This window comes from Enterobacter dykesii (genome assembly GCF_008364625.2).
Classification (GTDB): domain Bacteria; phylum Pseudomonadota; class Gammaproteobacteria; order Enterobacterales; family Enterobacteriaceae; genus Enterobacter; species Enterobacter dykesii.
In genome coordinates, this window is record NZ_CP126604.1 from 555,446 (window position 1) to 580,383 (window position 24,938).

The window sequence follows — 24,938 nt, forward strand, 5'->3', positions numbered from 1 at the left end:
ACATGTTAAAAACGAGCCTACCTCCTGAGAACGGCGCGGCGCTGGAACAGGCCATTGCCGCGGTAGCTGCCGCAATGGCCGATCCGTCGCGCGTAAAGATGCTGTGCGCGCTGATGGACGGGCGGGCGTGGACCGCCACCGAGCTGAGCGCGGCGGCAGACGTTGCGCCGTCGACCGCCAGTGGTCATCTCGCCCGGCTGGTGGAGGGGCAACTGATCGCCTGTCTTTCGCAGGGACGGCACCGCTATTATCGTCTGGCGGGGCACGACGTGGCGGAGCTGGTGGAGCAGATGATGGGGCTTTCCTGGAGCCGCATCACCCCGCCGGAAACTACCGCGCCGAAAGCCATGCGCGAGGCCCGAACCTGCTACGACCATCTTGCCGGAAGGCCTGCTGCGCCTGCCTGGACTGGAGCGAACGGCGGTTTCACCTTGGCGGTGAGGCGGGCGCGGCGCTGCTCGACCATCTTGAAAATAAAGGCTGGATCCAGCGGGTGGCGGGATACAGGGAGGTGGTGGTGACGGCTTCAGGTAGGGCTGCTGTTAAGAGACTTTTTAGCCGTTAAATTCGCTGCGGGCTGAAGCCCTCACTCCGCCCCTCTCCCACGGGAAGAGGGAGACGTCGTTTCGCAATTCCTGCTCTTTCGCCTCTCGTTTCTTGATAGTTACCCTGATAACTATTATCTTGCCTGCGTGTGACGAGAGGTTTCCCTATGAGCGAAGAAGAGCTGTTTAGCCGCAGGCCAATGGGCATGCGGATGGCGATGATCGTGCGCCAGTGGCGTGCGGTGATCGACGACGCCATTCTCGATACCGGGTTAACCCAGTCGAGCTGGACGGTGATGATGCAGCTTCATCAGCTCGGGGATAACGTCTCGATGAGTGAGCTGGCGGAGGTGCAGGGCATCGAACTGCCGCCGTTGATGCGCACCCTGACACAGCTGGAAAAGCAGGGATACCTGCTGCGCGCCGTATCGCCTTATGACAAGCGCATCCGGCTTCTGACGCTGACGCCTGAGGGAAAAGCCATATTAAAACGGCTCACTCAGGTGATTGAGACCTATCAGGCGCGCGTATCGCAAAACATCGCGCCCGAACATATCGACATTTTCAGCGCCACCCTGAATCAATTCGCCTGCAATTTGCGGACAATCCGCGAAGAAGATAACAAGACCGAAAAATAATGACCCCTGAACAAAAGTTTGCCCGCTGGGTAAGGGTGAGTATTGCCTCTTTCCTGCTGATGTTTGTCTACTTTATCGTCGCGGATATCTGGATCCCGCTGACGCCGGACTCCACCGTGATGCGCGTGGTGACGCCGGTTTCTCCGCGCGTCTCCGGCTACGTGGCGGCGGTACATGTCCACAACAACAGCCAGGTGAAGAAAGGCGATCTGCTGTTTGAGCTCGACGACACGCCGTTTCGCAATAAGGTGGAAGCGGCGCAAATCGCGCTCGAGCAGGCACGCCTCTCCAATGAACAGCTGGACGCGCAGATCGCCGCCGCGCAGGCCAGCCTGAAAACCGCCGTGCTGACCGCGCGTAACGACAAAGTGACCTTTGACCGCTACCAGAAGCTGAGCACGCTGCAGAACGTCTCGCAGGCCGATCTGGATAAGGTGCGCACGACCTGGCAGAGCAGCGAACAGTCCGTCAGCTCAATTCAGGCCAACATCCAGAACCTGCGCATCCAGCGCGGCGAGCGGGACGAGCACCGCAACGTGACGCTGCAAAAATACCGCAACGCGCTGGATGACGCGGAACTCAACCTTGGCTGGACGAAGGTTTACGCCCAGGCGGACGGCACGGTCAGCAACCTGCAGTTGAGCCCCGGCTTCTACGCTTCTTCCGGTTCCGCCGCGCTGGCGCTGGTGAACAACCAGACCGATATCGTGGCCGATTTTCGAGAAAAAAGCCTGCGCCATACCCATCAGGGCACCGATGCGGCCGTGGTGTTTGACGCCTTCCCGGGGCACGTTTTCCGCGCCCACGTGACCAGCAGCGACGCGGGGATACTGGCGGGTCAGGAGGCCGTTAACGGTCAACTGTCCGAGCCGGAAACCTCCAACCGCTGGGTGCGTGACGCCCAGCGCATGCGCATTCACGTGACGCTGGATGAGCCGCTGCCGAAGCATCTGCCGACCGGCGCGCGCGCTACCGTGCAGCTCTACAACAGCGAAGGGCCGTTTGCGCGCTTCTTCTCGGGGATGCAGATCCACCTGGTGAGCCTGCTTCACTATGTCTATTAGCACCCTGGCGCGGGTGTTTACCCCGCACGGCAACATCGTCTATACGGCAAACGACTTTCGCCAGACCCTGCGCATCGTCTTTGCCGGGATGATTGCGCTGAGCATCTCCAGCTTTTACAACACCAGCTACGGCGTGTTTTTTGTGGTCTATCCGATCATGCTGCTGTCGCTGGTACCGGTGTTTAACCGCCACGTGGCGAAGCAGTTTATCTTCAGCGCCGCGTTAAACTGTGTCGAAATGATCTTCATCATCGGCTATCTGTCGCAATGGCCGGTCATCATGACGCTGGTGGTGTTTGCCCTGTACGTGATGCGCTTTCGCTTTATGAGCAAAGGGCCGCTGTTCCTGTTTGGCTCAATGGGCGTGGTGTGCCAGAGCGTGATGCTCAACTTTATGAGCTACCCCACGACCAACTGGCACACGCTGCTGTTTTCCAACATCGAAGCGAGCGTGATGGCGGTGTGCCTGAGCGCGCTGATGAACTATCTCCTGCCGGACGTGGAGCCCCGCAGGCCGCCGCCGCTGATCGAGAAAGACGATGCCCGGGTGCGCCACGAGTCGCTGCTCTCCGGCACCGTCGCGACGCTGATATTCGTGGTGTTTCAGATTAGCGACCTAAGCGATTCGCTTTCGGCGCTAATGGCGGGGATTTTGATCCTGTTCCCCATGCACTATCGCGGTTCGGTGATGAGCTCGATCTGGCGCGTGGTCGGCGTGGTGCTGGGCTGTCTCTACATTCTGGTGGTGCAGCTGATCCTCTACGATCACAGCAGCCATATGCTGCTGATGATGCCGCTGATCGGCCTCGGGCTGGCGTTTGGCGCACGACTCCACGTGATGGAAAAGGTGGGGGCGGGCGTAGGGTTCTCCAGCATCACCACCATCGGCATTATGTTCGGGCAGAACATGCACCCGGACACTGACCTGGTGTTCAGCGATCTCTATCGCATCACCTCCGTCACCTTTTCGCTGGTGGCGACGCTGACGATGGTCTTTCTGGTGCACCTGATCCTCAACCGCTTCGAGGCGACGCGCTACGTCATCGCGCCGCCCAGGGCGGATTAATGCCCCAGCACGGCAGGCAGCTGCGAGAGTAAAAACAGAATCAGGCCAATCGTTCCGCCCACCAGCGTGCCGTTGACGCGGATGAACTGCAGATCTTTACCGATATTCAGCTCAATCTGGCGGGACATGTCTTTGGCATCCCAGCTTTTGACCGTGTCGCTGATGTGGCGGGTCAGGAACGCGGCGAAATCCGGCGCGAGGCGGTGCGCGGCCTGCTCCAGATGCTCGTTCAGCGAGGCCCGCAGGCTGGCGTCGTTAGACAGCGTTTCGCCAAACCACAGCCCGGCGTTGGCGATGCGCTGCTTCACGCGAGAATCTTCACTCTGCATATCCGCCTTCAGCCACTGGCGCAGGTCGGCCCACATCTCGCCCAGATAGCGGTTAAACGCCTCATCGTTTTTCAGGTAGTGCTTGATGTTGTCGGCTTTCGCCGCCATCTCCGGATCGTTTTTCAGGTTGTCGATAAGCTTCAGCGTGGCGCGGTCAAACGCCTGGCGGATCTGGTGCGTGCGGTCGTGGCTGATATCGTCCAGCAGCGCGTTCACCGCGTTCGACACCATCTCCGCGCTTTGATCGCCCAGCCACTCGGTGGGCAGCACCATCGCCTTGCGCGGATGCTCGGTCTTCAGCCAGTGGACAATCTGATCGGCAATAAAGTCCCTCGTGCTTTCCCGTTGAATCAGGGTAATCAGACGATTGATGATCGCATCCAGCAGCACCTGGTGGCGGTTGTTTTTGGTCATGCTCTCCAGCATCACGGCGCTGGTTTCGGTGAAGTCGACCTTGTCGATGGCCTTATGCACTGCCCGTTTGAGCAGGCGCTGAATGCGTCCGTCGTCGGTGAGTTCGAGAAAACCGCTCATTACCTGCATCAAGTGCAGCCCGACGCGCTGGGCGTTGTCCGGTTTGCTGAACCAGGCGCCGATCATCTGCGCAGGTTCATAGCGGCGGATCAAATCGACCAGCGACTGGGTATCCAGAAACTTCTCCTGCACAAACTGGCCGAGATTGTCGCCGATCCGGTCTTTATTGCGCGGGATAATCGCCGTATGGCGCGAGATAAACGGAATGGGCACCCGGCGGAAAAGCGCAACCACGGCAAACCAGTCTGCCAGCGCGCCGACCATCGCCGCCTCGGCAATGGCCTTTACGCCGCGCACCCAGAAGGTCTGCGGCAGGAACAGGGTGGTGATAAAGGCCGCGGCGGCAACCAGCAGCAGCGACAGCGCCAGCATCTTAGCGCGTTTGAGTTCAGCTATTTTTTCCATGGGTTAAGGATAGAGGCAAGCGGGGGGAAAGTGCAAAAACCGACACAGCACCCACCCGCCAAACCCCATCAGCACCACTCCCGCCGTGCGCTCAATCAGCCAGAGCGAACGGCTGAGCTTCTGTTGAACCACGGGCAGCCCCAACAGCGACACCAGCGCTAAATCCCACGCCAGCACCACCATCACCATCCAGATGCCGCAGGTCGCCTGCTCAAGCAGCGTGACGTCCGGCCCCAGCAAGGCCGTCATCAGCGCCAGATAGAACAGCGCGTTCTTCGGGTTTAACAGCGCCGAACCGAGCCCCAGCAGGATCTGCTTGCGCAGCGAAGGGCAGCGCTGGTGGGTTTCATTCAGCGCCAGCGCCTGCTGGCGGCTGCGAATCAGATGTGAGCCGATCCACAGCAGATACAGCGCCCCGCAAAGATCGATAAGCGTAAACAGCCACGTAAACTGGCGCAGCGCGCTCCAGCCGATAATCACCAGTAAGATATACAGCCCGTTGCCCGCGGCGATGCCGACGCACAATCCGGCGCTACCCCGCAGTCGGTAGCGCGCGGCGTAGCCCACCAGCAGGAAGAAATCCGGGCCCGGGCTTAACAGGGCGACAAAATGCGCCAGCGCCAGCGCGAGAAAAGCGGAAGGGAATAACAGTTCCATAGCAACCTCGGTTAATAATCCGAGGTCAGACTACAGCGCTGCAGAGCCTATTTATTGTCAGATATTGATCGGCCGGTGGCGTACTGGCGCGGCGTGGCGGCGGTATAGCTGACGAAGGTCTTATGAAAATGGCTCTGGTCGGCAAAGCCGCTCTGGTAGCCAACGTCGGCAATATCATCCCCGGCGCGCAGCCGCGCTTTGGCGAACTCCACGCGGGAGATGTTGAGAAAGCTGCCCGGCGTCAGGCCGGTGTCCTGCCGGAAGGTGCGAATCAGCGTCTCCTTGCGCAGCGAGAAGCGTTGAGCAAGCTCGTCGAGGGAAGGCGGGCAGGTGAGATCGGAAAGAAACGCCTGCTGAATCTTCTGGCTGGTTGCGCGAAGCGCGTCAGCGTTATCCGCGGCGCGGGGAAGGGCAGAAAGCAGCGTCTCCAGTGATGCCTGAGAAAGGGTCTCAACAACGTCCAGGTAATGGGCAAACAGGGTTGGGCTACGAATAACCTGTAGCGCCAGCGGAAGCCCGGTGTCGATGTAGAGCATATGGTAGCTGCGCGGTTGCCCGGCGACGGGGTTACAGCTGTGCGGCTCACAGGCCGGGATCACGATGAGGTCCCCAGGGTTAAGGATGTACTCTCTGTCATGACACACGCAGCAGGTTTGGCCCTCCATAATCGCGCCGATGGAAAGCTGAGGGTGACTGTGGCGTTTGTACGCCTGCGTACTCTGCCAGGTACTGCGCAGCTCAAGGCCTGAGGCGCGGTGAAATGTCTGACGGACGTGTCGGGTATCGGTCATGGGCGCTCCTTCTGAAGGTTTTTTATACCACGTCAGCGAACCGTCCGGCAGCGCTTCATTAAGAACCTTCCGGATATACCCAACTTTACGCCCACGGCCAGTCATGTTGACTACCCTTAATACCCTAAGCGGTAAAACAAGGAGATTCGACATGGCTTATCAGACAGTAAATCCTGCCACTAACCAGCTCATCAAAGAATACCCCTCACATACCGACGCGGATATCGAAGCGGCGCTCAGGGCGGCCGATGCGCTTTACCATTCGGAATGGGCGAAAGGCGACATCAGCCAGCGCCTGCCGGTGCTCCATAAGCTTGCCGATCTGATCGACGAGCGCACCGAGGATCTGGCTAAAATCGCCAGCCGGGAGATGGGGAAACTCATCGAACAGAGCCGCGGCGAGGTGAAGCTGTGCGCACAAATAGCCCGCTACTACGCCGATAACGCGAAGCGGTTCCTGGCCCCGGTGAAGTACGACTCGGAGCTTGGGGAAGCGTGGGTTGAGCATCACCCCATCGGCGTGCTGATGGCCGTCGAGCCGTGGAACTTCCCGTATTACCAGCTGATGCGCGTTCTGGCGCCGAACCTGGCGGCGGGTAACCCTGTCATCGCCAAGCATGCCAGCATCGTGCCTCACTGCGCCGAGACCTTCGCGCATCTGGTGCGCGAGGCGGGCGCGCCGGAAGGGGCGTGGACCAACCTGTTTATCTCGTCCGAGCAGGTGGCGAACATCATTGCCGACGATCGCGTGCAGGGCGCCGCATTAACCGGCTCCGAAAAGGCGGGCAGCGTGGTGGCCGCGCAGGCGGCGAAGCACATCAAGAAATCTACGCTGGAGCTGGGCGGTAACGACGTCTTCGTGGTGCTGGATGACGCAGACCTTGAGAAGGCCGTGAAAATTGGCGTTAACGCGCGGCTCAACAACGCCGGGCAGGTCTGCACCGCGGCGAAGCGCTTTATCCTGCATGAAAAGATTGCGGATGCCTTCCTGAGCAAATTCACCGAGGCATTTAAGCAGGTGAAGATTGGCGATCCGCTGGACGAAAGCACCACGCTGGGGCCTATGTCGTCTAAAGATGCTCTGGAAACGCTAACCAAACAGGTTAACGAGGCGGTGAAAAACGGTGCCACGCTGCACTATGGCGGCAAACCGGTTCAGCGCGACGGGAGCTTCTTCGAACCGACGATCCTGACGAATATCTCGCGCGATAACCCGGCGTACTTCGAGGAGTTCTTCGGCCCTGTGGCGCAGATGTACGTGGTGAAAAGCGACGACGAGGCGGTCGCGCTGGCGAACGACTCCCACTACGGCCTGGGCGGCGCGGTATTTAGTCAGAATATCGAGCGCGCGAAGAAAATGGCGTCACGGATTGAAACCGGGATGGTGTACATCAACTGGCTTACCGATACCGCGCCAGAGCTGCCGTTCGGCGGCGTGAAGCGGTCCGGCTACGGGCGCGAGCTGTCGGATCTGGGGATCAAAGAGTTTGTGAACCAGAAGCTGGTGGTGGTACACAAGTAATACCCGAGACAAAAAAACCTGCCATCTGGCAGGTTTTTTTGTTTGTTCGTCGGCTTAGAAGCTCACGCCGCCGCCCACGTATGCGCCGTCGATCAGCGTGTGGTTTGGACGACCGTCTTTGCCGTCAACGCTCACGTGGCGGTAACCCACTTTCAGCGTAACCGGTTTGATTGGGGTCCAGCTTACGCCGCCATTAGCTTCCACGTAGTTTTTCACGCTGTTGTTCAGGCCGTCTGGCGCAACGTAACCTTCACCGAAGACGTTGATGCTGTCGGTCAGTGCCACGTTCACGCCGCCGCCGATTGGGAACGCCACGCCGTTATCGCCTTTTTTCGGGCCGATGTAGATCGCTTTCGCACCTGCATTCAGCATGACCGGGCCCACTTCCAGGTTGTAGCCTGCGCCTACGCCGCCGGTCTGGGTGCCGTCATCGGTGTTTTTAAGCCAGTTACCTTCGGTGTAAAGACCGGAGGTCGATTTACCCATTTCCACATTCAGGTTGGTAAAGTTTTTACCCTGCTCAATGCTGCCACCCATCGCCAGTGCGGAGCCAGAGACAGCGGTCAGAGCGGAAAGGATGAGTACGTTAAGCTTTTTCATGAGTTTTTCCTCGTCATTAAATTAATCTGAGGGCACCTTAACAAGTGATGTTTATGACTGCAAATGTGATGCGTGTCGTGGTTTTATGCTGATTTTGTTAGTTATTTTGTTTTTATCTGTTGCTGAATTGTTTGTTTGGCGAACCGTCAATAGCAATTAAATTCGCGTTTAGTAAAAGTTTAAAGAGTTTGCTAAACGAGGTTTGAACGAGGGGAAAAAAGCCCTTTGAGATGAATTAATTAAGTTTCTAATAATTTCCAAAAATGTTTCAGTTGTCATAGATAAAGACGTAAGTTTACATTTCTGAAGAGGGATATACGTGCCGCTGCGTTGGTCAGAGTCCCTTCCATGTCATTTTTCTGACACGTTTATTCTTTACATTGTTGGCTTCACTAACTGGATGCTAACAATATGAAAAGAAAAATTATTCCTGTGCTAATCGGCTGTGCGCTCTCTTTCTCTGGCCTGGCGGCGCAGCCTACTGCTGAGCGCTATGTCGTCAGCTTCCCAGAAGGTTCCCACGTGAGCTATAGCGGCGCGTTTGCCAGCGCCTTTCCGAACGGACTCCCCGTGGGCATTGGCTCCGGCCTGCTGTTTACCGGCAAGCAGGGCGACGCCCTGACCTTTGCGACCGTGACCGATCGCGGTCCAAACGCTGATGCGCCAAAAATGGGTAAAAACGAAGCTAAAATATTTGTCACGCCAGATTTCGCGCCGCTGCTGATGACCATCCGCGTTCAGAACGGCAAAGCGGAGGCTGTTGATGCCCGCCCGCTGCATGATGATAAAGGCGAGATTAACGGTCTGCCGCTGCAAAGCGGCGTGATTGGTTCCACCAATGAAGTGGCGTTCAGCGACACCCTCAAGATCCTGAAGGGTGACAACCGTGGCCTGGACACAGAAGGCATCACCCCGGACGGCAAAGGCGGCTACTGGCTGTGCGACGAGTATGGCCCGTTCATGATTAACGTCGACAGCAAAGGGAAGATCCTGGCGATCCACGGGCCGCAGGCCGCGGAGGGGGAGAAATCCATCGCGGGCGGTCTGCCAAACATTATCAAATGGCGCCAGGCGAATCGGGGCTTTGAAGGCCTGACCCGCATGCCGGACGGGCGGATTATCGCCGCCGTGCAAAGCACGCTGGATATCGACGGTAAGAGCAAAAAGCAGGCGCTGTTTACCCGTCTGGTGAGCTTCGACCCGGCGACCGGCAAAACGGCGATGTACGGTTACCCCATCGACAGCGCGGCCTACAGCAAAAACAGCGACGCCAAAATCGGCGACATCGTGGCGCTCGATGACCAGCACATCCTGCTGATTGAGCAGGGAAGCGATAAAAACGACGGCATGCGTAACCTGATTTACAAGGTGGACCTCAGCAAGGCGAGCGACCTGACCGCCTTCGACAAGCCGGGCGAATACCCGGAGTTTGATGATGAGAAAACCCTGGCGCAGCGGGGCATAACGCTTGCTGCAAAAACGCAGGTTGTCGACCTGCGCGCGCTGGGCTGGCAGCAGGAGAAGGCCGAAGGGCTGGCGCTGATCGACAGCAAAACGCTTGCGGTGGCGAATGATAACGACTTTGGCGTGAAGGTGGCGATGCAAAACCCGGTCGAGGGCAAGAAGCTCAAAGATTATCGGGTGAACGCGGAAGGCAAGCTGACGCTGGATGATAAGCCGGTGGAAACCACGCTCAGCGTGAAGCCGCTGAAGAAGCCGGAGTCGGACAGCGAGCTGTGGATTGTGACGCTGCCGGAGGCGGTGAAATAATACCAGGGCTTACCCCTCACCCTAGCCCTCTCCCCATAGGGGAGAGGGGATGTTCGGTGCGGTTATTTCTTCAGCCCCGCAAACGCCGCCCGTATTTCTTCTTCCGGCAGCTGTATGCCGATAAACACCATCACGCTGTGCGGCGCTTCATCGCCCCACGGTCTATCCCAGTCTGCGCTGTACAGGCGCTGCACGCCCTGGAACAGCAGGCGGTTCGGCTCGCCGTCAATCCACAGCATCCCTTTGTAGCGCAGCAGCTTGTCGGCAAACGACAGCAGAAGGTTCTCCATGACGCGGGACACGTCGCTGATGTCCACCGGGTAGTCCAGCTCCACCACTATCGACGCCACGTCGTTTTGCTTGTCTCCCATAAAGTGGAAGCGCGGTTTCGCGGTAACGGTCTCCTCCAGCATAAAGCCGTTGGTGTTGAACAGCTGGGACAGATCGATGTCGCCATGCGTCACCGTGTAAACCGGCGCGCGGGAGTTGATGCGCGTCAGGCGCTCGCGCAGTTTTTCGCTTTCGCCCGCCACGTCGGTTTTGGTCAGCAGAATGCGGTCAGCGTAGCCCACCTGAGACTGGGCGATGGTGAACTGGTTCATCTGTTCGTCGGCGTGGACCGCATCCACCAGGGCAATCACGCCGTCCAGCAGGTAGCGCTGGCAGAGGATCTCGTGAGAGAAAAAGGTCTGAATAATCGGGCCGGGGTCGGCCATGCCGGTGCACTCGATCACCAGACGGTCGAAGTCGATCTCGCCACGGTCGCGGCTGTCGAGCAGGTCCAGCAGGGCGTCTTCTAATTCGTTAGAGCGGGTGCAGCAGATGCAGCCGTTGGTCAGGGTTTTGATCTGGGTGGCGCGATCGCCGATCAGCTGATCGTCTACGGAGACCTCGCCGAACTCGTTTTCGATGACGGCGATTTTGAAGCCGTGCTGTTCATTCAGGATGTGGCGCAGCAGGGTGGTTTTACCGGCGCCGAGGAAACCGGTCAGCAGGGTAACGGCAATCGGGGTCATGGTCTCTCCTTTAGCAGCAGCGGACGCCGCCTTCTCCACTTCCGCCGTAGCGCGCTTCCTGCCGCTCGCGGAAGAATTCGGTGTAAGTCATGTACGGCTTATCCGGATGGTTGGTCTTCATATGCTCAACGTAGTTGTCATAGTCCGGAATGCCAATCAGCATTTTCGCCGCCTGACCGAGGTATTTTTTGGCTTCGCCTAAGTTACCAAACATAAGGTGTCCTGATAAGAAAAAGCCCGGTGGCGCTACGCTTACCGGGCCTACGGTTACAGGCTGGATTAATGGTGTGAAGAGGTCTTCACGCCGCCTTCCGGCACCGGCACGTACGGGGTTTCTTTATCCGTACGGCCGTCGGCGTTGCGCACGTTCAGCCAGGTTTTGATGCCGTAGAAGATGATGCTGTACACCACCACCAGGAACAGAATGCTCAGACCCGCGTTGGTGTAGTTGTTCACCACGATATGGTTCATGTTGGCAATCTGCTGCGCGGTAAGATCCGCGCCGCCTGCGGCAATCTTCTCTTTGTACTGGTTAGCCATGAAGAAGAAGCCTTCCAGCTGCGGGTTGGCGCTGAACAGCTTCAGGCCAAGGGCCCAGGTGGTGCAGAGCAGCAGCCACAGCGCAGGAACAACGGTTACCCAGATGTATTTGGTGCGCTTCATCTTCACGAGGACCACGGTACCGAGCACCAGAGCAACGGCTGCGAGCATCTGGTTAGAGATACCGAACAGCGGCCACAGGCTCTTCACGCCGCCGAGCGGGTCGACAACGCCCTGATACAGCAGGTAGCCCCACAGGCCTACGCAGCCCGCCGTACCCAGAATGCCCGCTACCAGAGAGTCGGTTTTCTTCAGGAACGGCACGAAGTTACCGAGCAGGTCCTGCAGCATGAAGCGGCCCGCACGGGTACCGGCGTCCAGCGCGGTCAGGATGAACAGCGCTTCGAACAGAATACCGAAGTGGTACCAGAAGCCCATGTCCGCCCACGGCAGCACCTTGTGGAATACGTGTGCGATACCCACGGCCAGCGTCGGTGCACCACCGGCGCGGTTCAGCACGGACGGTTCGCCGATGTCCTTCGCCGTCTGCATAATCTGCTCTGGCGAAATCACAAAGCCCCAGGAGCTAACGGTCGCCGCCGCGTGTGCGCTGGCGTCCTTCAGCTGCGCCATAATCAGCGCCGCGTTGTCGCCGCCCATCTCGTGCAGGTTTGGCATGGTAATGCCGAGGCCCGCAGGCGGGGTGTTCATCGCGAAGTAGAGACCCGGTTCGATGATAGACGCCGCAACCAGCGCCATGATCGCCACGAAGGACTCCATCAGCATCGCGCCGTAGCCGATCAGACGCGCGTCTTTCTCGTTCGCCAGCAGCTTAGGCGTGGTACCGGAGGCAATCAGGGCGTGGAAGCCGGAGACCGCACCACAGGCGATGGTGATGAACAGGAACGGGAACAGGGCGCCTTTCCACAGCGGGCCGGTACCGTCGATGTACTGGGTTACCGCAGGCATTTTCAGATCCGGGTTAATGACCAGGATGCCGATCGCCAGACCGACGATAACGCCGATTTTCAGGAAGGTCGCGAGATAGTCACGCGGGGCCAGAATCAGCCAGACCGGCAGCAGCGCGGAGATAAACGCATAGCCAATCAGCGCGAAGGTAATGGTGGTGTCCTTGAAGGTCAGCGCCGGGCCCCAGTACGGGTCGTGCGCAATCACGCCGCCGAAGTAGATAGAGGCCACCAGCAGCACGATACCAATCACCGACACTTCACCTACGCGTCCCGGTCTCAGGAAGCGCATGTAGATACCCATGAACAGCGCAATCGGCACCGTTGAGCAGACGGTGAAGACACCCCACGGGCTTTCCGCCAGCGCTTTCACCACGATCAGGGCCAGCACCGCGAGGATGATGATCATAATCAGGAAGCAGCCGAACAGGGCGATAGTCCCCGGCACGCGGCCCATCTCTTCTTTGACCATCTCACCCAGAGACGCGCCGTTACGGCGAGAAGAGATAAACAGCACCATAAAGTCCTGCACCGCACCCGCCAGCACCACGCCTGCGAGCAGCCAGAGCGTACCCGGCAGGTAGCCCATCTGCGCGGCCAGTACCGGGCCGACCAGCGGGCCTGCGCCGGCGATAGCGGCAAAGTGGTGGCCAAACAGCACGTAGCGGTTGGTTGGCACGTAGTTCAGCCCGTCATTGTTAATGACCGCCGGGGTGGCGCGCGTCGGGTCGAGCTTCATGACCTTCTGCGCGATGTACAAGCTGTAGTAGCGATAAGCCACAAGGTAGACGGAAACGGACGCAACCACGATCCACAGGGCGCTTACGTGTTCGCCCCGGCGTAATGCGACAACCGCCAGACAAAAAGCGCCGAGGATCCCGAGTAAGGCCCAGGGCACGTGCTTCAGTAGTTTTTTAGTATCCATAGTAAGACCTGGTTTTTTATGTAAAGAAAAAAGGGTCAGGGTTCGTTGTGAGGAGGTATTGATTAATGCTGGAGCGATCGTGCCAGATCCTCGCGCGTGTAAAGGACGGTAAATGAATGAGTGGTTGAAAGTGCCGGGTGAGCGGTCAAAGGGGGCGACGAGCGGTTCCGGCTCGCCGCCAGGGGGCGAAATTATGTGATTGAGATCACTTGATTATTCGGGTTACGCTCCACGGCCAGATAGCTCTCCAGCGTTCCGATCAGTTTTTCCTTTAGCCATTTCGGTTCCAGAATCTGAATATGGGGAAGCCAGTAGAACAGCAGCGGCAGGATCTGGTTCTCGTGTGCCGCCTGGCAGCGCAGCGTGACGCCGCCCAGCTGCTCCTCCAGCAGCTCCTGTTCCGGCAGAAGATCGCGGCGCAGGAAGTAATGTGAAATATTATCTTTAATGAATATTTTCACCGCGAAAGTATCTTCGGACACCCAGGGATCAAGGCTTTTCTCCAGCAGCTTAAGGACATTTTCTTCGGGTGTGAAGGTCGTTTTCTGAATATCAAACCAGCTAATCTGGCTCAATGAGAAGGATTTCAGGCGGCTATTTTCGGTGGCTTGTAAATACCATATATTTTTTTTGTTAATGAGTTTATAGGGGTTAATCAGACGGGTTTTACCCTTATAAACGATCTGACAAACATTATGGTTTTTAATCGATTTCTCGATTTTCGTTAAATGACGGCGAATATCGCGTTCTAGCGTGTGTTCGGCTTCATTGCCAAGAATAAGAATATGGTTTTCGTCAACGCGCGTTTCAAGCTTCTGCCAGAATTCCGTATTTCTTTCAGGGAAAAAGCTGTCAGCATTCAGGAAGTTAGCAAGGGTATGATGTAAGCCTTGTCCGCCGGGCGATTGTGCGGAATGGATCAGCCGATATAGCCCGTTACCGGTATGTTCAACAATGGGAGAGAGGGCATTTAAATCCCGGTAGACGGTACGCTCGGTAATTTTAAATTTTTCCATTAGCGCACTGCGGTTTACCACACCGTTTAAATGTAGCTCAACCAGAATATCGACCAGACGTTCAGCCGAGCGGCTCCGCGTCGTTTTTGCCATAAGGTCATCCTGTATATTTAGGTATGCGCTGAATGATGCGGATGCACTGACAAAGGGTGCCAGTATTCAGTCACAGAAAATTTCTCTTATGGTTATATAACGGCGTGATTTAGCGGAAACCTTAGGAGTTTTTGTAGAAAGCGGCGCTGGCCGGAAAAAAGGCCAGCGCGAGGGGGGATCACACGGCGGCTTCTGCCTCCAGCATGACCGGGTGGAAACGGCGCCTGAAGTAGATCAGGCCGTGGCCCGCATCACTCAGGATGATGTTCTTAACTTCAACAAGGTAGACAAGATGCGTGCCGATGGTTTGCACCTGGCTAATCTCACCTTCCAGGCTGGCGAGCGCGCCTTTTAGCACCGGCTGCGCCAGCGGGCCTTTCTGCCAGCAGGAGAGGGCAAAGCGTTCTTCCATCGTCATACCGGTCATCCCGGCGAAATGGCGAGCCATGATCTCCTGCTCGTGGTTCAGCACGTTGACGCACAGCCTGCCGTTGCCCTGAAAGACCGGGTTCATGGCGCTGTTGGCGTTGATGCACACCATGACCGACGGCGGGGTGTCCGTCACCGAGCAGACGGCGGTGGCGGTGATACCGCAGCGGCCCGCCTCGCCCTCGGTGGTGACCACATTAACCGCAGCCGACAGGCTGCTCATCGCGTCGCGAAAACGCAGGCGTTGTTCATCTGAATGCATTGCAACCTCCCGCTGCGCTATTTCAGCAGCTTGTCGAGCATGTTGATATCGCTGTTGTTGTGCAGGTGCGGCACCGTCCAGCCGTGCTGGTCGTATTCGGACATGCAGCGGTCGACCATCGCCATCATTTTGTCCATGTTACCGGAGCTCTGCGCCTGGCGCAGACACTGCAGGCGGATCTCATCCTGGCTGCCGGAGTAGTTGATTTCGTACAGCTCGTGACGGCCGCCAAACTCGCTGCCGATGGCATCCCACATCAGCTTCAAAATCTTGATGCGTTCGACGTGATCCATGCCGTTGGAGCCGCGCACGTATTTCGCCAGATACTGGTCGATCTGCGGGTTGTTCAGATCCCGGGCGCTGGACGGCAGGTAGATCAGACCGGAGGTGACGTTACGCTCGATGATGTTCTTGATCTTGGCGTAGGCCATCGGCGCCATCACGCGGTAGGTTTGCAGCGCGGCGTGATCCGGCAGATACGCGCCGTTGACCCACGGGGTGGCTTCGGAACACATGGAGTCGCTCAGCGCCCAGAACATGTTACGCCAGGCCACCACTTCGCCGAGATCCGCCTGTACGCCGCGGAACTCCAGGGTGCCGGTGCACTCCAGGGATTTCTTCAGCAGGGCGGTGATGAAGTCGAGCTTCACCGCCAGGCGCACGCAGGCCTGCAGCGGGTACATACGGGCGAAACCGCCCTCCATCGTCCAGCGACGGCAGCGGTCGAAATCGCGGTAGATCAGCACGTTTTCCCACGGGATCAGCACGTGATCCATTACCAGGATCGCGTCGTTCTCGTCGAAGCGGCTGGAGAGCGGGTAGTCGTAAGGTGATCCGGTTGCGCCAGCCACCATCTCGTAAGAGGCGCGGGAGATCAGCTTCACGCCTTCGGCATCCATCGGCGCGACGAACATCAGCGCGAAGTCCGGGTTTTCGCCCATCACCTGCGCGGAGCCGAAGCCGATCATGTTGTAGTGGGTCAGGGCGGAGTTGGTGGCTACCACTTTCGCGCCGCTGACGATAATCCCGGCGTCGGTCTCTTTCTCCAGCTTGATGTAGACGTCTTTCACCTCGTCTGCCGGCTTGTGACGGTCGATCGGCGGGTTAACGATGGCGTGGTTAAAGTACAGGCCGGTTTCCTGAATGCGCGTGTACCAGTTACGGGCGTTCTGTTCGAACTGGCCGTAGAAGGCCGGGTTGGCGCCGAGCGCGCAGCCGAACGCGGCTTTGTAGTCCGGCGTGCGGCCCATCCAGCCGTAGCTCAGGCGCGACCACTCGGCGATGGCGTCGCGCTGCTGGCGCAGGTCGTCGGCACTTTTCGCCACGCGGAAAAACTTGTGGGTATAGCCGCCGCTGCCGGTGTCGGTGCCCCAGCAGAGCGCGTCCTGCATGTCAGGCTTGTGCAGCGCGTCGTACATCTGCGCGATGGAGGCCGCCGCGTTGCGAAACGCCGGATGGGTGGTGACGTCTTTGACGCGCTCGCCGTAGATATAAATCTCACGACCGTCCTGCAGGCTTTTTAAATACTCTTCGCCGGTTAACGGACGTTTGGCATCAGCGCGGAACTCTTCAGGCTTCATAGGGACCTCGTATCGGAATAGGGTTGTTAAATTTATGTTTTGTTTTTGTTGTTTAATTGAAGCCTGAGAGGGGCGTAACGTGAAGGGACGATTGGGACAACGGCGGGTACTTTTCGCGAGAGATCGCAGAGTGTGATTTCCCTCACCCTAACCCTCTCCCAAAGGGAGAGGGTACGGTTACTCCCTCTCCCTTTGGGAGAGGGCCGGGGTGAGGGGAACAGGCGATACCGGTACTTTCTGCGCCCGATACGCGCTCGGCGAACACCCCACTAAGCGGTTAAAAAACCGGGCAAAGTAGGCCGGATCCTTAAACCCCAGCTGCCAGGCAATGTCGCTGACCGCGCTGTCGGAGAAGAGCAGCAAGCGTCTGGCCTCCCGCAGCTGGCGGTCGAAGATCAGCCGCTTCGGCGGGCGGTTGGCGAAGCGGCGGCAGATATCGGTCAGGCGGGATTCGGTCAGGTGCAGCTCGCTGGCATATTCCGGCACCGTCCAGTGCTGGTGGTAGTGGACATCTATCAGCTGGGTAAAGCGCTGGAACAGCTTCAGCTCGCCGCGCATGCCGCCCGAAGCATGGTCGTCGAGCTTCGCGTTGCGCAGCAGCAGGGTAAACACCGCCTGCGCCAGCAGGACCAGAGTGTGCTCGCGCCCGGGCAGCTGTTCCGTGGATTCCCGGGCAATCAGCTGCCAGTAGTGCTTCAGCGCCGCCAGCTCGTCCGGCCTGTCGGAAAGCGAAAGGCAGATCCCCGGCAGGCCAAACGCTTCCCGCGTGCCGGGGTAGAGCACCTCCAGCAGCGGCCAGATCAGGTCCTCGCGCACCGTCAGCACGTGACCATCGCTGTCGGATTCGGTAATAAACGCGTGCGGCACCGACGGCGGCGTGAGGACGAACAGCGGGGCCTGCACCGAGTAGCGGTGATCGTCGAGCTGGAGCTCAATCTGCCCGGTATCAAGAAAGTGCATCTGAAAATACTGGTCGTGACGGTGCGCCTGCATGTCGCGGCCAAAAAAGGCCGCCATGCGCGCGAACGACTGGTAGTGCACATCGTCGGTGCCCAGACTTTCGTCGTACTCCTTGCTGATATCAATGTTGGCGATAGGGCTCTGGCACATGATCGTTCCTCTGTTGATCCCGCTGCGTCATCGGGATGCGCGTCAGCACCAGCGCGCCGACCACCAGCAGCCCGGCCACAAACCACAGCCCGGAGCTGAAGCTGCCGGTCGCGTCGCGCAGGATCCCAATCAGCAGCGGGCTGACGGCGGAGCCGACGTTGCCGATGGCGTTGATCACCGCCAGCGCCACCGCGCGGGACTGCAGGCTAATCACCCGATCCGGCGTGGTCCAGAATATCGCCATGGCGGTGAAGGATCCGGTTGAGGCCATAATGATGCCAAGCAGCTGGATCAGGCTGTGATCGGTGGCCGAGGCCAGCATCCATCCCGCCGCGGCGAACAGGTACGGCAGGATGGTGTGCTTTTTTCGCTCTTTCAGCCTGTCGGAGCGTCGGCTCCACCAGATCATCCCGAGAATGGTGCAAAACTGCGGGATCGCCGCCAGCAGGCCGATGACGATATTGCTGCTCCCCGTGTTGAAGCTCTGCAGGATCTGCGGCGTCCAGATGTTGATGGCGCTGAGCGTATTGGTCAGGCAGAAGTAGGCCAGCGTGTAGAGCAGCACCGCCGGGGTCAGCACTTCGCGCAGCGTCGAACGCGGCGTGACGGATTGGGCAATGGCGACCTCCTGCTCGCGGGCGATCATCGTTTTCAGCGCCTGCTTTTCGTCGTCGTCGAGCCAGGTGGCCTGATCCGGCGTGTCGTTGAGGTAAAACCAGGTCACCACGCCGAGCACCACCGACGGCAGACCTTCCAGCAGGAACAGCCACTGCCAGCCCTTCAGGTTCCACAGCCCGTCCATCGCCAGAATGTAGCCGGAGAGGATCGAGCCGAGCATCATGGTCACCGGCATGGCGATCATAAACAGCGCGTTGGCGCGGGCGCGGTGATACGCCGGGAACCACCAGGTGAGGTAGACCAGGATCCCCGGCAGGAAACCGGCTTCGGCAATGCCCACCAGCATGCGCAGAACGTAGAGGGTTTCAGGGCTGGTGGCGAACATGGTGCAGGTGGAGGCGATGCCCCACACCACCATGATCCCGGCGATCCAGCGGCGTGCGCCGATCTTCGCCAGCATGATGTTGCTCGGGATGCCGCACAGTACGTAGGTGACGTAAAACAGCGTCGCGGCCAGGCCAAACATGGTCGACGTAAGGCCCAGATCTTTGCCCATCGTCAGCCCGGCAAAGCCGATGTTGATGCGATCGAGAAACGAAAAGACAAACAGGATAAAGAGAAAGACGATCAGGCGTCGGAACAGCTTGTTAATGGCGCGATGTTCAATAGCTTTATTATCATGGGTTTGCAGGGTAGAGGTCGTCATGGTGCGCTCCAGATCTTACGTTTAGTAGACGGATTTATTGTTATTAACTGACGTAACCGGTTGTTCGATAAAGCGTGCCGCCAGCGCTTCGGCGCCGCGGGCGAGCAGGGTGGTGTCGACGCCGACGGCGACAAACAGCGCGCCAAGCTCGAGGTAGCGTTTTGCCAGCGGCTCGTTCGCCATCAGGATGCCGGGCGCTTTACCAGCGGCGCGTATCTGCGCGATCGCCTGCTCGATGGCGGCCTGTACCTCCGGATGCTGCGGATTGCCGGCAAAGCCCATGTCGGCGCTCAGATCCGCCGGGCCGATAAACACGCCGTCAACGCCTTCCACGTCGAGGATCTGCGGCAGGTTTTTCAGCGCCTCGCGGGTTTCGATCTGCACCAGCACGCACATGGCGTCGTTGGCCAGCTGCAGGTAATCCGGAATGCGGTTCCAGCGCGACGCGCGCGCCAGGGCGCTGCCGACGCCGCGAATGCCCGCGGGCGGGTAGCGGGTGGAACGTACCGCCAGCCGCGCTTCGTCGGCGTTTTGCACCATCGGCACCAGCAGGGTTTGCGCGCCCACGTCCAGCAGCTGTTTTATCTGCACCGGATCGTTCCACGACGGGCGCACCACCGGCTGGCTGGGATAAGGCGCGATGGCCTGTAATTGGGTTAACACGGTTTGCACATTATTCGGCGCGTGCTCGCCGTCGATCAGCAGCCAGTCGAAGCCTGCTCCGGCCAGCAGCTCGGCGCTGTAGCTGCTGGTGAGCCCCAGCCATAAACCGATTTGCGGACGGCCCGCCTTCAGCGCCGCTTTGAATGCGTTTTGCATGGTTGCCTCCTTACACAAAGCGGCAGCTGATGGAGCCCATGTTGCCGTAGTCAACGTGGAAGGTGTCGCCTCTGCTGGCGGGCACCGGGCGGGTAAAGGAGCCGCCGAGAATAATCTGGCCGGGCTCAAGCTGCACGTCGTACGGTGCCAGCTTGTTCGCCAGCCACGCCACGCCGTTCGCCGGGTGGTTAAGCACGCCTGCGGCAACGCCGGTCTCTTCGATCACGCCGTTGCGGTAGAGCAGGGCGGAGATCCAGCGCAGATCCAGCTCGTCGGGCTTAATCGGGCGACCGCCGAGGATCACCCCCGCGTTGGCAGCGTTATCGGAAATGGTATCGAACACCTTGCGCGGGCGCTGGGTCTCCGGGTCAACGTTGTGGCAGCGGGCGTCGATCAGCTCCAGCGCGGGGATCACGTAGTCCGTAGCGTTGTAGACGTCGAAGATCGTGCAGTTCGGGCCGCGCAGCGGTTTTGCCAGCACGAAGGCCAGCTCCACTTCGATGCGCGGAACGATGAAGCGATCGACGGGAATATCGCTGCCGTCGTGGAAGAACATGTCGTCCAGCAGCGCGCCGTAGTCCGGCTCGCTAATCTGCGAGCTGGCCTGCATCGCTTTGGAGGTCAGGCCGATCTTGTGGCCCTTCAGCACGCGGCCTTCGGCAATCTTCAGGCTGACCCATTCGCGCTGGACGGCGTAGGCGTCGTCGATGGTGATCGTCGGGTAGTCAAGGGAGATCTGGCGGATCTGCTCCCGGGATTGTTCCGCCTGATGCAGACGATGGGCGATCAGGGTATGGGTATGTTTGTCGAGCATGGCGATATCCTGTTTTATATTTTTCTCCCTCTCCCCCTGGGAGAAGGGACGGGATTACTTAAACAGCGCGTGCACGTTGTTTTGTTTGTAATTGAGCGTCGGATGCAGCTCGTCCAGCTCGAACGACAGCGCCAGATAGCGGCTAGCCATCAGCTCCGCAAAATGCGTTTTGATCAGCGCAAACAGCATTTCACCGACCTCTTCCCGGCTCTCCAGGCTGCGCCCGGAACCAATCTTCAGCGTCATATGCACAAAGGCGTAATCGTGCCTGCCGTCGGCCATCTGCCAGGTGTCCAGCCAGTGGGCGCGGCTGCGAATGCCGCCGATGGGGAATATGCCCGTGGCGGCGAGCGCCTCGTTCACTTTGGCAAACAGCCCCGGCAGGTCGGCCTGCTCGCGGATGTTGTCGGTACATTCAGCAATAAAGTGCGGCATGGTGGCTCCTTACGCGGGCAGGGGGAAAACGGCGTTAACCTGGCCGGTGCCGGAGCTGGCGAACAGCTCGGTGAGGAACTCCACCTTGCCGTCGTACTGGTCCCAGCCGAGCATCCCCAGCAGCATCACCGTGTCGTGCATGTTGCCCTCGCCGTAACAGTAGTCGGCGTACTCCGGCAGCATGCTGCAAAACTCTTTGAACTGCCCCTCGCGCCACAGCTTCACCACGCGCTCGTCCATCTGACGGTCGAACTCGCGGGTGTAGCTGTTCATCCCTTCCTCCGCGCGCTGGTCGTCGATAAAGCGGTGCGACAGCGAGCCGCTGGCGAGCACCGCCACGGTGCCGTCGTATTTCTCAATGGCGCTGACGATGGCCTCGCCCAGCCTGCGGCTGTCGGCGAAGTCGTGAACCGTGCAGAACGCCGAAATAGAGACCACCTTGAAGTGCTTATCCGCGTTCATGTAGCGCATCGGCACCAGCGTGCCGTACTCCAGCTTCAGGCTCGGGATGTTGTGCGCTTTGGCGCGTACGCCAAGCTTCACCGCCTCGTCGGCGATGAGCTGGCCGAGTTCCGGATTGCCGTCGTAGTCGTAGGTCATGTCGCGGATAAAGTGCGGCAGCTCGTTGCTGGTGTAGACGCCCGAAAAATGGTCCGCACAGTTGATGTGGTAGGCGCTGTTCACCAGCCAGTGGGTGTCGAAGACGATAATGGTATCGACGCCCAGCTCCCGGCAGCGCTTGCTAATCTCTTTATGCCCGTCGATGGCGCCCTGGCGGCAGCCGTGGTTTTTGCCCGGCAGCTCGGAGAGATACATTGACGGAACGTGGGTGATTTTTGCCGCTAACGCTAATTTACCCATGGTCAGATCCCCCACTTTGGAATCGGATGGTCGCCCATGGAGATGCAGACGTTCTTCATCTCCGCGAACACCTCGAAGCTATACTCGCCGCCCTCGCGGCCGGTGCCGGAGGCCTTCACGCCGCCAAACGGCTGGCGCAGGTCGCGCACGTTCTGGGTGTTCACAAACACCATGCCCGCTTCGATATTGCGCGCCAGGCGCAGTACCTTGCTGACGTCCTGGGTCCAGATGTATGACGCCAGGCCGTACTCCACGTCGTTCGCCAGGCGCAGGCCTTCCGCTTCGTCCTTAAACGGCAGCAGGCAGGCCACCGGCCCGAAGATCTCCTCCTGCGCCACGCGCATGCGGTTGTCGACGTCCGCCAGCACGGTCGGGCGCAGGAAGTTGCCGCCCTTCAGATGCGCAGGCAGGTCGGTCGGTTTGTCCGGGCCGCCCGCCAGCAGGGTCGCGCCCTCTTCAATGCCGAGGCGGATGTAGCCGGAGACTTTTTCCCAGTGCTGTTGGCTGATGAGCGCGCCAATCTGGGTGGTCGGATCGGTCGGGTCGCCCACGCGCAGGCGGTTGGCGCGCTCGGCAAAGCGCTTCACGAATTCCGGGTAGATGCTCTGCTGGATAAAGATGCGCGAGCCGGCGGTGCAGCGCTCGCCGTTGATGGAGAAGATGGTGAACAGGGCGGCGTCCAGCGCGCGCTCGATGTCGGCATCTTCAAAAATCAGCACCGGGGATTTGCCGCCCAGCTCCATGGAGTACTTCTTCAGCCCGGCGTTTTTCATGATGTTGCGCCCGGTGGCGGTGCCGCCGGTGAAGGAGACGGCGCGCACGTCGTGATGGCGCACCAGCGCGTCGCCCGCCGTTGCGCCGTAGCCCTGCACCACGTTGAGCACGCCCGCCGGAATACCCGCCTCCAGCGCCAGCTCGCCCAGACGGTCGGCGGTCAGCGGGGAGAGTTCAGACATCTTCAACACTGCGGTGTTTCCGAGTGCCAGGCACGGCGCAACCTTCCAGGTAGCGGTCATAAACGGCACGTTCCACGGCGACACCAGCGCGCAGACGCCCACCGGCTGCACCAGGGTATAGTTGAGCATCTTGTCGTCAACCGGATAGGTCTTGCCGTTCATCTGCTGGCACACCTCGGCGAAGAACTCGAAGTTGTGCGAGGCGCGCGGAATGAGCACGTTTTTGGTCTGGTGGATCGGCAGCCCGGTATCGGCGGTTTCCATCGCGGCGATCTCCGGGACGTTCTGGTCGATCAGATCCCCCAGACGGCGCATCAGGCGCGCGCGCTCCTTCATCGGCAGGTTAGCCCACTTTGGAAACGCCTCTTTGGCGGCGGCGACGGCCTGGTGAACTTCAGCTTCACCGCCGGAGGCGACTTCCGCTAATACCTCGCCGGAGGCCGGGTTGGTGGTGTGGAAGTACTCGCTTCCGGCGACGTTTTTACCGTTTATCCAGTGGTTAATCTTTTTCATTTTGCAGTCTCCTCGCTGACAATTCGGTTCACCAGGCGTCCCACACCTTCCACTTCCACCACCACCTCATCGCCCGGCACCACGTCGGACAGCCCCTTCGGCGTGCCGGTGGCGATCATGTCGCCCGGCTGCAGGGTCATAAAATCGCTCAGGTACGCAATCAGGTACGGGATGCTGAAGATCAGATCCGCCGTGGTCCCTTCCTGGCGCAGCTCGCCGTTGACGAAGGTGCGCAGGGTGAGGTTGTGCGGGTCGGGAATCGCCGCTTTCGGCACGATGTGGGGGGAAATGGGCGTCAGCCCGTCGCGGCTTTTCACCCTCAGGTTCGGGCGGTAGTAGTTTTCCAGGTAGTCGCGGATGGCGTAGTCGTTGCAGACCGTATAGCCCGCAACATAGTCCATCGCCTCGGCTTCGCTGACCTTGCGGGCGGTTTTACCGATGACCACCACCAGCTCCGCTTCGTAGTGCATGTATTCGATATTGTTCGGGCGCACCGACGTCTGGCCGTCGCCGTTGAAGGTGTTTGGCGCTTTGATAAATACCAGCGGCTCGGTCGGCGGCTTGAAGTCCAGCTCGCTGGCGTGGTCGGCATAGTTCAGACCGAGGGCAAACAGCGTGGCGTGCGGCGGCGTGCTGTGCGCAATAGTGACGCTACGCTCATCCACCACCGGGTTTTCCAGCGGCGGAAAGCCTTCTGCCAGAATGCGCACGCGATCGCCCGGGCGGATCTCAACGCGGCTTTGCGGGGTGCCGAGCAGGATCGCATCGCCGGGATTGAGGGTGGCGAACTCGCTCAGGGTGCTCAGCAGTTCGGCGGCGTTACGCTGAAGATCGGCCGTGCTCCAGTGGTCCGCTTCGCGGCCGTTGATCTCGGTGATGATCGTCAGGCTATCCACGTTATCAACGGCGACCAGCTCGCCGAGCGGGCAAAATCCGTCCCGGCATTTGGCCTTGATGGCCGGGCGGTAGAAGCTCTCTTCCGGCAGGCTCACCTCGTTGGCGAGCGCGTACCCTGCAATGTACGCCGCGGCGTCCTCCGCGCGCACCCTGCTGGCGGTTTTGCCCACCACCAGCGCCACCGTCGCGCCGCTCAGCACCGTTTCCCCGTGCGGGAAGGGAATCGGCTCGCCCGCGCGAATCACCGTGTTATGCGGTTTGATAAACCACACCGCCGTTTTCGGCGGCGTGTTGTAGGGCGCTTTTTCAAAGGCCTCACGCCAGGCTTCGCGCTGGCTTTGATGGTTGAGGGCGACGGCAAAAACGGTACCTTTCATTCATATACTCCTCACCCCGGTGGTCCGGGTTGTGATTTCATTAATATGTTAATGATCTGGTTTTATGCTTTTGCTGTTTATT

Annotated in this window: 23 protein-coding genes and 1 pseudogene; 6 read left to right on the plus strand and 18 right to left on the minus strand. The window is 59.4% G+C overall.

The annotated features are described in order from the left end of the window. The first annotated feature begins 2 nt into the window (after window positions 1–2). From F0320_RS02570 to F0320_RS02585, 4 genes and pseudogenes are all read left to right on the plus strand, one after another. Window positions 3–565: pseudogene (locus F0320_RS02570) on the plus strand (ArsR/SmtB family transcription factor). Between the two features lie 147 nt (window positions 566–712). Then, complete coding sequence (locus F0320_RS02575) at window positions 713–1,183, plus strand: MarR family winged helix-turn-helix transcriptional regulator (protein ID WP_047651649.1); 471 nt, start codon at window positions 713–715, stop codon at window positions 1,181–1,183. Beyond that, on the plus strand, window positions 1,180–2,247 hold the full coding sequence (locus tag F0320_RS02580) for an HlyD family secretion protein (RefSeq protein WP_126328907.1): 1,068 nt from the start codon (window positions 1,180–1,182) through the stop codon (window positions 2,245–2,247). The genes F0320_RS02575 and F0320_RS02580 overlap by 4 nt, the downstream gene beginning before the upstream one ends. After that, on the plus strand, window positions 2,237–3,313 hold the full coding sequence (locus F0320_RS02585) for a DUF2955 domain-containing protein (RefSeq protein WP_047651646.1): 1,077 nt from the start codon (window positions 2,237–2,239) through the stop codon (window positions 3,311–3,313). Before F0320_RS02580 ends, F0320_RS02585 begins: the two co-directional genes overlap by 11 nt. Here F0320_RS02585 and F0320_RS02590 read toward each other — a convergent pair. Genes F0320_RS02590 through F0320_RS02600 form a run of 3 tightly spaced genes read right to left on the minus strand, consistent with a single transcriptional unit; the run spans window position 3,310 to window position 6,029 of the window. After that, window positions 3,310–4,581 carry a DUF445 domain-containing protein gene (locus F0320_RS02590; RefSeq protein ID WP_126328905.1) on the minus strand — a complete coding sequence of 424 codons (1,272 nt, stop codon included), beginning with the start codon at window positions 4,579–4,581 and terminating at the stop codon, window positions 3,310–3,312. The two genes, F0320_RS02585 and F0320_RS02590, sit on opposite strands and share 4 nt — an antisense overlap. Window positions 4,582–4,584: 3 nt before the next feature. Next, on the minus strand, window positions 4,585–5,238 hold the full coding sequence (locus tag F0320_RS02595) for a LysE family translocator (RefSeq protein WP_126328904.1): 654 nt from the start codon (window positions 5,236–5,238) through the stop codon (window positions 4,585–4,587). Window positions 5,239–5,285: 47 nt separating this feature from the next. Next, entirely contained in the window at window positions 5,286–6,029 is a 744-nt protein-coding gene (locus F0320_RS02600) for a helix-turn-helix transcriptional regulator (RefSeq protein ID WP_126328903.1), read from the minus strand. Window positions 6,030–6,180: 151 nt separating this feature from the next. On the opposite strand from F0320_RS02600, the gene F0320_RS02605 reads away from it, so the two are divergent. Further along, a complete protein-coding gene (locus F0320_RS02605; RefSeq protein ID WP_126328902.1) occupies window positions 6,181–7,551 on the plus strand; it encodes an NAD-dependent succinate-semialdehyde dehydrogenase in 1,371 nt (456 codons plus the stop codon). Window positions 7,552–7,605: 54 nt separating this feature from the next. Here the strand turns inward: F0320_RS02605 and F0320_RS02610 are convergent, their stop codons facing one another. Continuing rightward, on the minus strand, window positions 7,606–8,151 hold the full coding sequence (locus F0320_RS02610; RefSeq protein WP_047651642.1) for a YfaZ family outer membrane protein: 546 nt from the start codon (window positions 8,149–8,151) through the stop codon (window positions 7,606–7,608). A gap of 411 nt (window positions 8,152–8,562) precedes the next feature. On the opposite strand from F0320_RS02610, the gene F0320_RS02615 reads away from it, so the two are divergent. Continuing rightward, complete coding sequence (locus F0320_RS02615) at window positions 8,563–9,921, plus strand: esterase-like activity of phytase family protein (RefSeq protein WP_126328901.1); 1,359 nt, start codon at window positions 8,563–8,565, stop codon at window positions 9,919–9,921. 62 nt (window positions 9,922–9,983) lie between these two features. On the opposite strand, the gene yjiA is transcribed toward F0320_RS02615, so the two are convergent. The 14 genes from yjiA to hpaG all read right to left on the minus strand — a co-directional run bounded on the left by yjiA (window position 9,984) and on the right by hpaG (window position 24,856). Then, window positions 9,984–10,937, minus strand: a complete 954-nt coding sequence (yjiA, locus tag F0320_RS02620; protein WP_126328900.1) for a GTPase — start codon at window positions 10,935–10,937, stop codon at window positions 9,984–9,986. Between the two features lie 10 nt (window positions 10,938–10,947). Next, window positions 10,948–11,151, minus strand: coding sequence for a YbdD/YjiX family protein (locus F0320_RS02625; protein ID WP_003856610.1), 204 nt, complete (start codon window positions 11,149–11,151; stop codon window positions 10,948–10,950). 65 nt (window positions 11,152–11,216) lie between these two features. Beyond that, window positions 11,217–13,370 (minus strand): carbon starvation CstA family protein, encoded by a 2,154-nt coding sequence (locus F0320_RS02630; RefSeq protein WP_023334384.1) that lies wholly within the window; start codon window positions 13,368–13,370, stop codon window positions 11,217–11,219. Between the two features lie 191 nt (window positions 13,371–13,561). Beyond that, on the minus strand, window positions 13,562–14,479 hold the full coding sequence (locus F0320_RS02635; RefSeq protein WP_126328899.1) for a helix-turn-helix transcriptional regulator: 918 nt from the start codon (window positions 14,477–14,479) through the stop codon (window positions 13,562–13,564). Window positions 14,480–14,657: 178 nt separating this feature from the next. Further along, entirely contained in the window at window positions 14,658–15,170 is a 513-nt protein-coding gene (locus tag F0320_RS02640) for a 4-hydroxyphenylacetate 3-monooxygenase reductase subunit (RefSeq protein WP_126328898.1), read from the minus strand. Between the two features lie 17 nt (window positions 15,171–15,187). Next, window positions 15,188–16,750 (minus strand): 4-hydroxyphenylacetate 3-monooxygenase, oxygenase component, encoded by a 1,563-nt coding sequence (hpaB, locus tag F0320_RS02645; RefSeq protein WP_047651637.1) that lies wholly within the window; start codon window positions 16,748–16,750, stop codon window positions 15,188–15,190. Between the two features lie 177 nt (window positions 16,751–16,927). Next, window positions 16,928–17,860 (minus strand): 4-hydroxyphenylacetate catabolism regulatory protein HpaA, encoded by a 933-nt coding sequence (gene hpaA, locus F0320_RS02650; RefSeq protein ID WP_126328897.1) that lies wholly within the window; start codon window positions 17,858–17,860, stop codon window positions 16,928–16,930. Continuing rightward, complete coding sequence (hpaX, locus tag F0320_RS02655; protein ID WP_047651635.1) at window positions 17,832–19,184, minus strand: 4-hydroxyphenylacetate permease; 1,353 nt, start codon at window positions 19,182–19,184, stop codon at window positions 17,832–17,834. Before hpaX ends, hpaA begins: the two co-directional genes overlap by 29 nt. A 21-nt stretch (window positions 19,185–19,205) precedes the next feature. After that, on the minus strand, window positions 19,206–20,003 hold the full coding sequence (gene hpaI / locus F0320_RS02660; RefSeq protein ID WP_126328896.1) for a 4-hydroxy-2-oxoheptanedioate aldolase: 798 nt from the start codon (window positions 20,001–20,003) through the stop codon (window positions 19,206–19,208). 10 nt (window positions 20,004–20,013) lie between these two features. Beyond that, window positions 20,014–20,817, minus strand: a complete 804-nt coding sequence (gene hpaH / locus F0320_RS02665) for a 2-oxo-hept-4-ene-1,7-dioate hydratase (RefSeq protein WP_039262280.1) — start codon at window positions 20,815–20,817, stop codon at window positions 20,014–20,016. A gap of 54 nt (window positions 20,818–20,871) precedes the next feature. Then, window positions 20,872–21,252, minus strand: coding sequence for a 5-carboxymethyl-2-hydroxymuconate Delta-isomerase (locus F0320_RS02670; RefSeq protein WP_047651633.1), 381 nt, complete (start codon window positions 21,250–21,252; stop codon window positions 20,872–20,874). 9 nt (window positions 21,253–21,261) lie between these two features. Further along, the gene (hpaD, locus tag F0320_RS02675) at window positions 21,262–22,113 is read right to left on the minus strand and encodes a 3,4-dihydroxyphenylacetate 2,3-dioxygenase (RefSeq protein ID WP_126328895.1); all 852 of its coding nucleotides are present in this window, start codon (window positions 22,111–22,113) and stop codon (window positions 21,262–21,264) included. A 2-nt stretch (window positions 22,114–22,115) separates the two neighbouring features. Next, complete coding sequence (gene hpaE, locus F0320_RS02680; RefSeq protein ID WP_126328894.1) at window positions 22,116–23,582, minus strand: 5-carboxymethyl-2-hydroxymuconate semialdehyde dehydrogenase; 1,467 nt, start codon at window positions 23,580–23,582, stop codon at window positions 22,116–22,118. Continuing rightward, the gene (hpaG, locus tag F0320_RS02685) at window positions 23,579–24,856 is read right to left on the minus strand and encodes a 4-hydroxyphenylacetate degradation bifunctional isomerase/decarboxylase (protein WP_126328893.1); all 1,278 of its coding nucleotides are present in this window, start codon (window positions 24,854–24,856) and stop codon (window positions 23,579–23,581) included. The genes hpaE and hpaG overlap by 4 nt, the downstream gene beginning before the upstream one ends. Window positions 24,857–24,938 lie beyond the last annotated feature (82 nt).

Bases quoted from the DNA above. Each gene is read 5' to 3' on its own strand.
- hpaI (WP_126328896.1), bottom strand. From the start codon at position 20,003: ATGCAAAACGCATTCAAAGCGGCGCTGAAGGCGGGCCGTCCGCAAATC.
- F0320_RS02635 (WP_126328899.1), bottom strand. From the start codon at position 14,479: ATGGCAAAAACGACGCGGAGCCGCTCGGCTGAACGTCTGGTCGATATT.
- hpaB (WP_047651637.1), bottom strand. From the start codon at position 16,750: ATGAAGCCTGAAGAGTTCCGCGCTGATGCCAAACGTCCGTTAACCGGC.
- hpaG (WP_126328893.1), bottom strand. From the start codon at position 24,856: ATGAAAGGTACCGTTTTTGCCGTCGCCCTCAACCATCAAAGCCAGCGC.
- F0320_RS02605 (WP_126328902.1), top strand. From the start codon at position 6,181: ATGGCTTATCAGACAGTAAATCCTGCCACTAACCAGCTCATCAAAGAA.
- hpaE (WP_126328894.1), bottom strand. From the start codon at position 23,582: ATGAAAAAGATTAACCACTGGATAAACGGTAAAAACGTCGCCGGAAGC.
- F0320_RS02640 (WP_126328898.1), bottom strand. From the start codon at position 15,170: ATGCATTCAGATGAACAACGCCTGCGTTTTCGCGACGCGATGAGCAGC.
- F0320_RS02615 (WP_126328901.1), top strand. From the start codon at position 8,563: ATGAAAAGAAAAATTATTCCTGTGCTAATCGGCTGTGCGCTCTCTTTC.
- F0320_RS02630 (WP_023334384.1), bottom strand. From the start codon at position 13,370: ATGGATACTAAAAAACTACTGAAGCACGTGCCCTGGGCCTTACTCGGG.
- F0320_RS02610 (WP_047651642.1), bottom strand. From the start codon at position 8,151: ATGAAAAAGCTTAACGTACTCATCCTTTCCGCTCTGACCGCTGTCTCT.
- F0320_RS02575 (WP_047651649.1), top strand. From the start codon at position 713: ATGAGCGAAGAAGAGCTGTTTAGCCGCAGGCCAATGGGCATGCGGATG.
- hpaX (WP_047651635.1), bottom strand. From the start codon at position 19,184: ATGACGACCTCTACCCTGCAAACCCATGATAATAAAGCTATTGAACAT.
- F0320_RS02625 (WP_003856610.1), bottom strand. From the start codon at position 11,151: ATGTTTGGTAACTTAGGCGAAGCCAAAAAATACCTCGGTCAGGCGGCG.
- F0320_RS02670 (WP_047651633.1), bottom strand. From the start codon at position 21,252: ATGCCGCACTTTATTGCTGAATGTACCGACAACATCCGCGAGCAGGCC.
- F0320_RS02590 (WP_126328905.1), bottom strand. From the start codon at position 4,581: ATGGAAAAAATAGCTGAACTCAAACGCGCTAAGATGCTGGCGCTGTCG.
- F0320_RS02600 (WP_126328903.1), bottom strand. From the start codon at position 6,029: ATGACCGATACCCGACACGTCCGTCAGACATTTCACCGCGCCTCAGGC.
- hpaA (WP_126328897.1), bottom strand. From the start codon at position 17,860: ATGTGCCAGAGCCCTATCGCCAACATTGATATCAGCAAGGAGTACGAC.
- yjiA (WP_126328900.1), bottom strand. From the start codon at position 10,937: ATGACCCCGATTGCCGTTACCCTGCTGACCGGTTTCCTCGGCGCCGGT.
- F0320_RS02595 (WP_126328904.1), bottom strand. From the start codon at position 5,238: ATGGAACTGTTATTCCCTTCCGCTTTTCTCGCGCTGGCGCTGGCGCAT.
- F0320_RS02585 (WP_047651646.1), top strand. From the start codon at position 2,237: ATGTCTATTAGCACCCTGGCGCGGGTGTTTACCCCGCACGGCAACATC.
- hpaH (WP_039262280.1), bottom strand. From the start codon at position 20,817: ATGCTCGACAAACATACCCATACCCTGATCGCCCATCGTCTGCATCAG.
- hpaD (WP_126328895.1), bottom strand. From the start codon at position 22,113: ATGGGTAAATTAGCGTTAGCGGCAAAAATCACCCACGTTCCGTCAATG.